At 46.3% G+C, this 7,398-nt stretch carries 8 protein-coding genes and 1 pseudogene; 5 read left to right on the top strand and 4 right to left on the bottom strand.

What is annotated here, in order from left to right:
- Positions 1–134: 134 nt before the first annotated feature.
- Entirely contained in the window at positions 135–719 is a 585-nt protein-coding gene (locus tag ACIFQN_RS04300; protein ID WP_429831803.1) for a YdcF family protein, read from the bottom strand.
- A gap of 207 nt (positions 720–926) precedes the next feature.
- Positions 927–1,064, bottom strand: coding sequence for a hypothetical protein (locus ACIFQN_RS04295; RefSeq protein WP_429831802.1), 138 nt, complete (start codon positions 1,062–1,064; stop codon positions 927–929).
- A 330-nt stretch (positions 1,065–1,394) separates the two neighbouring features.
- Between ACIFQN_RS04295 and ACIFQN_RS04290 the strand changes: the two genes are divergently transcribed.
- The 4 genes from ACIFQN_RS04290 (at position 1,395) to ACIFQN_RS04275 (ending at position 4,393) form a co-directional block, all read left to right on the top strand.
- The gene (locus ACIFQN_RS04290; RefSeq protein WP_429831801.1) at positions 1,395–1,964 is read left to right on the top strand and encodes an FAD-dependent oxidoreductase; all 570 of its coding nucleotides are present in this window, start codon (positions 1,395–1,397) and stop codon (positions 1,962–1,964) included.
- Between the two features lie 155 nt (positions 1,965–2,119).
- Positions 2,120–3,646, top strand: a complete 1,527-nt coding sequence (locus ACIFQN_RS04285; RefSeq protein ID WP_429831800.1) for an MDR family MFS transporter — start codon at positions 2,120–2,122, stop codon at positions 3,644–3,646.
- Positions 3,647–3,798: 152 nt separating this feature from the next.
- Entirely contained in the window at positions 3,799–4,089 is a 291-nt protein-coding gene (locus ACIFQN_RS04280; protein ID WP_429831799.1) for a DUF3817 domain-containing protein, read from the top strand.
- A 106-nt stretch (positions 4,090–4,195) separates the two neighbouring features.
- Entirely contained in the window at positions 4,196–4,393 is a 198-nt protein-coding gene (locus ACIFQN_RS04275) for a hypothetical protein (protein ID WP_429831798.1), read from the top strand.
- 137 nt (positions 4,394–4,530) lie between these two features.
- Here the strand turns inward: ACIFQN_RS04275 and ACIFQN_RS04270 are convergent, their stop codons facing one another.
- Both ACIFQN_RS04270 and ACIFQN_RS04265 read right to left on the bottom strand, forming a co-directional pair.
- The gene (locus ACIFQN_RS04270) at positions 4,531–5,541 is read right to left on the bottom strand and encodes an MFS transporter (protein ID WP_429831804.1); all 1,011 of its coding nucleotides are present in this window, start codon (positions 5,539–5,541) and stop codon (positions 4,531–4,533) included.
- A complete protein-coding gene (locus ACIFQN_RS04265) occupies positions 5,541–6,719 on the bottom strand; it encodes a serine hydrolase domain-containing protein (protein ID WP_429831797.1) in 1,179 nt (392 codons plus the stop codon). Before ACIFQN_RS04265 ends, ACIFQN_RS04270 begins: the two co-directional genes overlap by 1 nt.
- Positions 6,720–6,891: 172 nt before the next feature.
- Between ACIFQN_RS04265 and ACIFQN_RS04260 the strand changes: the two are divergent.
- Positions 6,892–7,340: pseudogene (locus tag ACIFQN_RS04260) on the top strand (Lrp/AsnC family transcriptional regulator).
- The last annotated feature ends 58 nt before the right edge of the window (positions 7,341–7,398 follow it).

Here is a 7,398-nt window from a genome sequence, read left to right as displayed (position 1 = left end):
TACCCGAAAGGGAGCATATCAAAAATGAAGGGCTTCGATCGTTTTGGCGGGGAATCGCTAGTGTCTGTCTACAGTGAAGTAAGGCAGCAGTTCAGCATTCGTCCCGGATGCTTTTATACGGGTCCGATGGAAGTCTAATGATTCAAGAGCAGGTACTCATAATAAGCAAAGAACTCCCTGAAAAGTGAATAACAATCTCTCCATTCCAAATAATTTGCATGAGCCGAATAAACAGGATCGAAGCCGACCTGAGAGAACGCTAATTTAGTCCTGCTCATATGGTAAAACTGAGTGATTACCATAACCGATTTGACCCCCATAGCATCCATTATTTTTCTGGTATTTTGTGCGGTCATTCTTGTATTGATTCCCATGTTGTCCGTTATGATCTTGTCGTTGGGTATTCCTTTTTGAACTAAATATCTCTTCATTACCTCTGCTTCGTCAAAGCCTTCCTTACCGACGCCGCCACTAACAAGAATGTACGAAAAATAACCTGTGCTATAAAGTTCCGCAGTCTTCTCCAAACGAGATAGTAATCTGTCAGACGGTGTTCCGTCTATTTCAACTTTATTCCCTAATACAACGCCGACATCAACTATTTGTTTTTCGTCATGGAAACCATCAAAAGTCACAAGTAGAACGTGTATGAGGAACCAGATAAGCAATAGGTATAGGATTGTTCTTTTTTTAAATAAAAGTTTTGTTATATTAGGCACGTAGCTCTTCACCAACTTTTATTAGAGTTCTATTGACCAAACAGGGATAGTCTAATTTCTCCTTGAAAGTAATAAGTAGTTGTCTAATTCACACAATATTGGGTTTTGTTTCCTTGGTCAAGATCATTATCAATTTGAACAAAATTCGTCTTTGGTGGCATTAAATGTTTGATTATTACTTGAATTGAGTTTAACAGGTATGCTTGTTTAACGTTTCAAGCTAGATAGTCGTGTTCGTTGTTGAGCTGGAGGTCCTCTGCGTTCTACCTCCGCCTCGATCAGTCTGTTCACAGTAGCTTGTAATTGCAAGGAGGCATTCAGATAAATGTCTAATTTCAAACGCATTCACAGGAAACTCCGTGGAAAGCTCCAAGAGAAGACAGGTAGAAGAGTCAAGGTTACTCGAGGAAAAAGGAGAAAAAAGCGAAGCTGATAAGCGTCATGAATCGGCTACTTTGGACGCGGTTTCGCTTTTTTCATGGAGACGTGCAGGGATGACCCCCGGTAAGGGCCCAAGAAGCTGGAGCGTTTTCTCCTTTTTCCTCTCCACCACCACAGCCTCACCGACCACCACTCTATACCTTACATAAAGTTTTTACCTAACAGGCCTTTTTCTTTTTAGAAACAAAGTATATAATTATGTTGTGAAACACATTTTGGAAAGGGGAGATACCTATGTTCGATATCGTTATTATTGGAGCAGGTCCAGCAGGGGGAAGTGCAGCGCTGTTTGCAGCAAAAGCGGGAAAAAAGACGTTGTTAATCGACAATGACAAAAGCATGACTAAGCGTGCCTGGTTAGAAAACCACTACGGCATCTCGGAAATTACTGGCCCAGATCTGATTGAAACAGGTAAAAAGCAAGCGGCCAAATTCGGTGCGGAGCTGGTTACCGATCAAGTAAACAATATTACGAAAACCGAGCAAGGTCTGGTTGTGGAAACAGCAGAAAAAGGCTCCTTTGAAGCAAAACATGTCATCCTGGCTACAGGTGCGTTGGTTACACTGGCAGAATCGATCGGGGTAAACACCAAGGAAGGTACGGAGCCACGGATCAAAACGGTTGTCGACGTGGACGCACAAGGAAAAACAAACGTGGATGGAATTTGGGCTGCCGGTACGTGTGCGGGTGTAAGCGTACATACGATTATCACTGCTGGCGATGGAGCCAAAGTAGCGATCAACGTAATCAGTGAACTGAATGGTGAGCGTTACGTCGATCACGATGTATTGAAGACCAACTAACACAAACTAGTGATTACATCCATCTTTTCTGCGCCACATGTTGAGCCAGGGAAGGTGGTTTTTTCTGTTTCTAGCAGTAATTTTTTACAGACGTTCACTTAAATTTGAATATAATAGGTAGAGGAATTATCTTGAAAACGATAGGAGGGACTTGCTTGATCGCCAAAGAAAGCAAAGTGAATTATGTCCTCGCCGGGCTATTGCTAGGTCTACTGATGGCATCTATGGACAATACAATCGTGGCCACGGCCATGGGCACCATTGTTGGCGAAATGGGAGGAATGGATAAATTCGTCTGGGTTACTTCGGCATATATGGTAGCTACGATGGCGGGGATGCCGATCTTCGGGAAGCTCTCCGATATGTACGGTAGAAAGCGGTTTTATGTATTCGGTCTCGTCGTCTTTTTGCTCGGTTCCATCCTCTGCGGGACGGCCAATAGCATCGTGGAGTTAAGTATTTACCGTGCCATCCAAGGGATCGGTGGCGGTGCATTGATGCCTATTGCGTTTACCATCATTTTTGACGTCTTTCCTCCAGAAAAGCGGGGGAAAATGACAGGCTTGTTCGGTGCCGTTTTTGGTACCTCCAGTGTATTTGGCCCATTGCTTGGTGCGTACATAACAGAATATGTCGGCTGGCATTGGATTTTTTACATCAATGTGCCGATTGGTGCACTGTCACTCTGGTTCATCTCCGTTTATTATCACGAATCGCTGGAACACCGCAAGCAAAGCATCGACTGGTGGGGAGCCATTACTCTGGTTGGAGGGGTTGTCAGCTTGATGTTTGCGCTTGAGCTTGGTGGAAATCAATTCGCATGGAATTCTATTCAGATCATGGGACTGTTTACATCGTTTGCTTTGTTGTTTGTGATCTTCTTGGTGGTGGAAACAAAAGTGCCGGAGCCGATCATTTCGTTTGTGATGTTTAAACGGCGTTTATTTGCTGCCTCCAATGCTGTAGCTCTCTTGTATGGTTCGGCTTTTATTATTACAACCGTGTATCTTCCCATTTTTATTCAAGGGGTATTCGGCGGGACTGCTACCAATTCCGGTCTGCTGTTAACACCGATGATGCTAGGATCAGTATTCGGTAGCCAACTCGGCGGCCTGTTGACAACCAAAACGAGTTTCCGCAACATTATGCTGCTCTCGTCTGTCTTTTTCGTACCAGGTATTTTTCTACTCAGTACGCTGTCTCCTGACGTTTCACGCGGGATCGTTACCGTTTATATGGTCATTACCGGTTTTGGTGTAGGGTTTTCTTTTTCAGTCTTGGGTATGGCTGCCATTCACGGCTTTGATATGCGCCAGCGCGGTTCGGCCAGTTCTACGGGCTCCTTTTTCCGGTCGCTTGGCATGACGCTCGGGATCACTGTCTTTGGAATTTTGCAGCGCAACCAGTTTGAAAATGGCATGTCATCTGCCTTTGCGGGTCAGGAGACAGGCGTCGGGGCGATTACGGACCCGCGTTCTATTCTTACACCGGAGACGCGTGCGGCCATTCCCGCGCCTATTTTGGACAAAATTACGGATATCCTCGCTTCGTCGATTGCTCATACGTTTATGTGGGCACTGGTTCCAGCCTTGCTTGCTGTCGTCTGTATCGTGCTGATGGGAAAAGAGCGTGTACAGGTTAAGGCTTCAAATACGAACCAACCGAATCCCGAACGCAGCTAGGGAACTGCTATGTGATTTTCGTGAGCGGGCAAAATGGAATGAGTCGCTGAGGTAACCGTTTTTGAAATAATTATGAACATTAAACAAATGTGCTCATTTTGATAGTTTTTCGTTTATAATGATGGTAATTACTTTCAAGGATGGTACCTCTCATGATGAATACCCCGCTTGGACGTTTTCGCGTTATCGGTATTATAGAAGGGATCTCGTATTTGGTACTGCTCGGGATTGCCATGCCGCTCAAGTATTTTCTAGATGTGCCGGCCGCTGTTAAAATCGCCGGTTCGCTGCACGGGTTGTTCTTTGTCCTCTACATTTTGGCGCTGGCCCATGTGACCCTCAAAAATAGATGGTCGATCTTACGGGTTGTCGGTGCTTTTATCGCGTCTCTGCTTCCATTTGGAAACTTTGTTTTGGACGCGCGACTGAAAAACGAGCAATAATTGGGCATTTTGAAGGCGGGTAAATGGTACCCGTCTTTGCTTCATATTCACATAAACATGTATAGAGAAGTTACAAAAAGCAGCTGAAGAGATGGGGAGGATTTGTGTGGAGACCAGAATATTAGCAGGGAATCTATTATGGGACAAGGACGGACAATTTTTTCTCGAAACCGTGACGGAGAATCGGTTTGCGCTGGTTCTTCCGCAAATCATTACATTGACGGGGACCGAGGAAAAGGTCGCAAGCGATGAATTGAATGAGCAGCATATCGGTCTGAATGTCATTGCGCGGTGTTTTGTGTGAAAAAGCTAGAAAGCCGGGAGAGTTACGGCTTGGTCTGTATATTTAGGACTGATAATTCTGAAAAATATAAAGGGAAGAAAAACCAGTCTACAACACGAGGCGATCATGTTGAAACTGGTTTTTGATTTTTCGACCATTTATTTTCCTTGGCTTTGCACGACCATTTTGGCATGGGTGCGACGTTCTTTTCGACAAAGGAGGATACGAAGTCCGATGCAGACCAGTGCCACTAGTATGAAAGAATAGCCACTCCACATAGTGCCTTGCATGCCGACTTGGGAAATGAACCAACCACCCGTAGCTGAACCGATCGTGACACCCAGATTGATAAAAGAAATATAGAGCGCGGTTGCAAACCCTGGTGCCTCGGTAGCCTCAGCGGTCAGCCATATTTGGGTCACGATCAGCCCACTAGTATGAGCGGCTCCCCAAATAATCATGATGACCACAAGCGGGAGTGAAAAAGAACTGCCCCATATGAGCAAGAAATAGGAGAGACCCAAAGCAAGCGGATGAAAAAATGTCGTTTTTACTTTATTTCTACTAATCAAATTCCCCGCGAAAAGATTGCCTGCTACTCCGCCAATTCCGAAGATGACCAACATGATGCCAATCACTTCGCCGGTAAGGCTCATCTCTTGCCCGAGATATTCAACCGAATAGCTGTAGACAGAAAACATGGCGGCAAAGATGAACGTGGCTGCGCCGATATTGATCCAGAGAGGAACTTTGCGCAAAATACCCAATTGCTCTGTAAAGGACATCTTCTCTGCGGGGTACAGAGACCTGGCTGCAACAAATGCCAAGGAAAAATAAACAGGGTGAAACAGGGCCGGGATAATACGTAGCGCTAGCAGGACATAGAAGTTGGGTGCATAAGCTGACAGCAAGCTGCTTGCGGTGAATATGAACAAGGAGATCATCAATATCTTTTTGCGGTTGTATCTGGAGAGCAGCAGTACCATAAATGGACCGAGCAGCGCAATCACCAGCGCAAATATCCCGACTAGCATGCCCGCTAATGATGCTGTTACTTCATATCGCTCCATAATCACTGGGAGAATCCCGACAACGCCAAATTCTATCGTATATACTCCGAACAACCCTAGCGCGATGAAGAAGATCGGATTCTTATATGGGCGAGGCATCATTTTTTGATCCCCTGATAGATCGCTTCAGTGAGCGCAACGGTGAAGGGGCCGGACATGCCTTCATACGCTGTGTTGGTAAAAGCGACTACGCTGAGCTTGCGAGCCGGGTCGACAAACCAGGAATGTCCATAAGCTCCCCCCAAGCGCCATGTACCCGGTGATTCCGACGTTTGGCCTGCGTCAGGGTCATGAAGTACGGTGAAGCCTAGTCCAAAGCCGCGTCCCGGCCAATTTGCCAGTGGCATATCTCCAGTTTGGATAGAGCCCATCTCCCGGACTAGCTCAGCCGGTAAGAGCGGATCACCGCCATTGCGCAGAACTTCCAAAAGATGCAAGAAATCACCTGCTGTACCGATCATCCCTGAGCCACCGGAAGCAAACGCATCCGTGTCAAAAGCGCGTGCTGGCTCAAAACGGATACCGGCTGTGCCTTCAAAAACCGGAACAATATCGAGATCGTGCATGCGGCGAGGCAGAGGCTCGTCATTGACATAGGGAGTGACCAGGCGGTGCTTGTCGAGTACAGCAAAAGAGGTGTCGACCATACCTAAAGGATGTGTGACCAATCTTGAAATGGCATCGGCCAGTGGCGCATTCGTCACGCGGCTGATTACAGCGCCAAGTACATCGGTCGCCAAAGAGTAGCCCCAATCTGTTCCTGGTTCATAGAGCAGCGGCACTGAGGCAAGACGGCGCATGTTTTCTTCCAGCGTAAGTCCAGATCGATCCATCCCGTCGGAAACCCCTGCCCGGTGATAAGGTCCACCGCCTTCTTTCTCCAGGAAGCCGTAGCCGAGCCCAGCCGTATGAGTGAGCAACTGGCGTACCGTAATTTTGGCAAGTTCGCCGTTAAGTAGGTGGGGGCGAAACTCCGGCAACCACTTGCTGATTTCATCGTCTAAGCCCATTTTTCCCTGGGAGACTAAAACGAGCGCAGCGGCAGAAACAATTGGCTTGGATACGGAAGCCAGGCGAAATAAGGAATTCTCAGCCATCGGGCGGATTGTCTCGTGATCGGCGAATCCGGAAGCGTTGCTATAGATAAGTTCACCCTCTACCGCTACTTTCACGACTGCGCCTACCAACCGTTTTTCCATAAGCGCTTGATTGATCACCTCGTCGACTAGGGACCGAAGAAGCGAATCAGGTGTTTTTGGTGAATAAGATGTTGGCATCAATCTTCATCCTTTCTTCTAGTTAAAGCTTTTTATCGCTTTACTATTGTTAGTTTATTATATTAATGTAGTTACTTTATTTACATGAGTGTTTAAAAGTATTATGGTATTTTTACAAAGAAAAACCATTTCTTTCACCTGAAAATGTTTTAATTTATAGGAGGTGTCCTACGTGGATCAAGTAGATAAGCAAATCCTGCTGCAGCTTCAAGGCCAGGCTAGAATCTCTATGACGGAGCTGGGAAAGGCAGTCGGTTTATCGCAGCCAGCGGTAACAGAGCGAGTGCGGCGTTTGGAGGAAAAAGGCGTTATTCAAGAATACAGGGCCATTCTCTCGCGTGAGAAAATTGGAAAGCAGGCTGCTGCTTACATGCTGTTTCGAACAAAGGATTGTAACGCTTTCCTCGCATTCTGCCGTAATAGCCCGGAGGTAGTAAATGTCACAGGATTAGCGGGGAACATAATTATTTGTTGAAGGTGGTTACGGATTCGATGCAGGAGCTGGAGCGATTTGGGAACAGTTGTGATTCCTTTGGGAATTACACGATTCTGATCGTCTTGTCGTCTCCGATCGACCACAAAAGTTTCGTTCCTTCTATAGAAGGAGAAAGATTGTTGTAGTGGAATGTGTGAAGAGAAAGTCAGGGGTAGAAGCGGATGGAGGGAGAAAAGAACAGCG

The organism is Brevibacillus sp. NRS-1366, from assembly GCF_050467985.1.
This window is presented reverse-complemented; position numbering and strand designations above follow the sequence as displayed.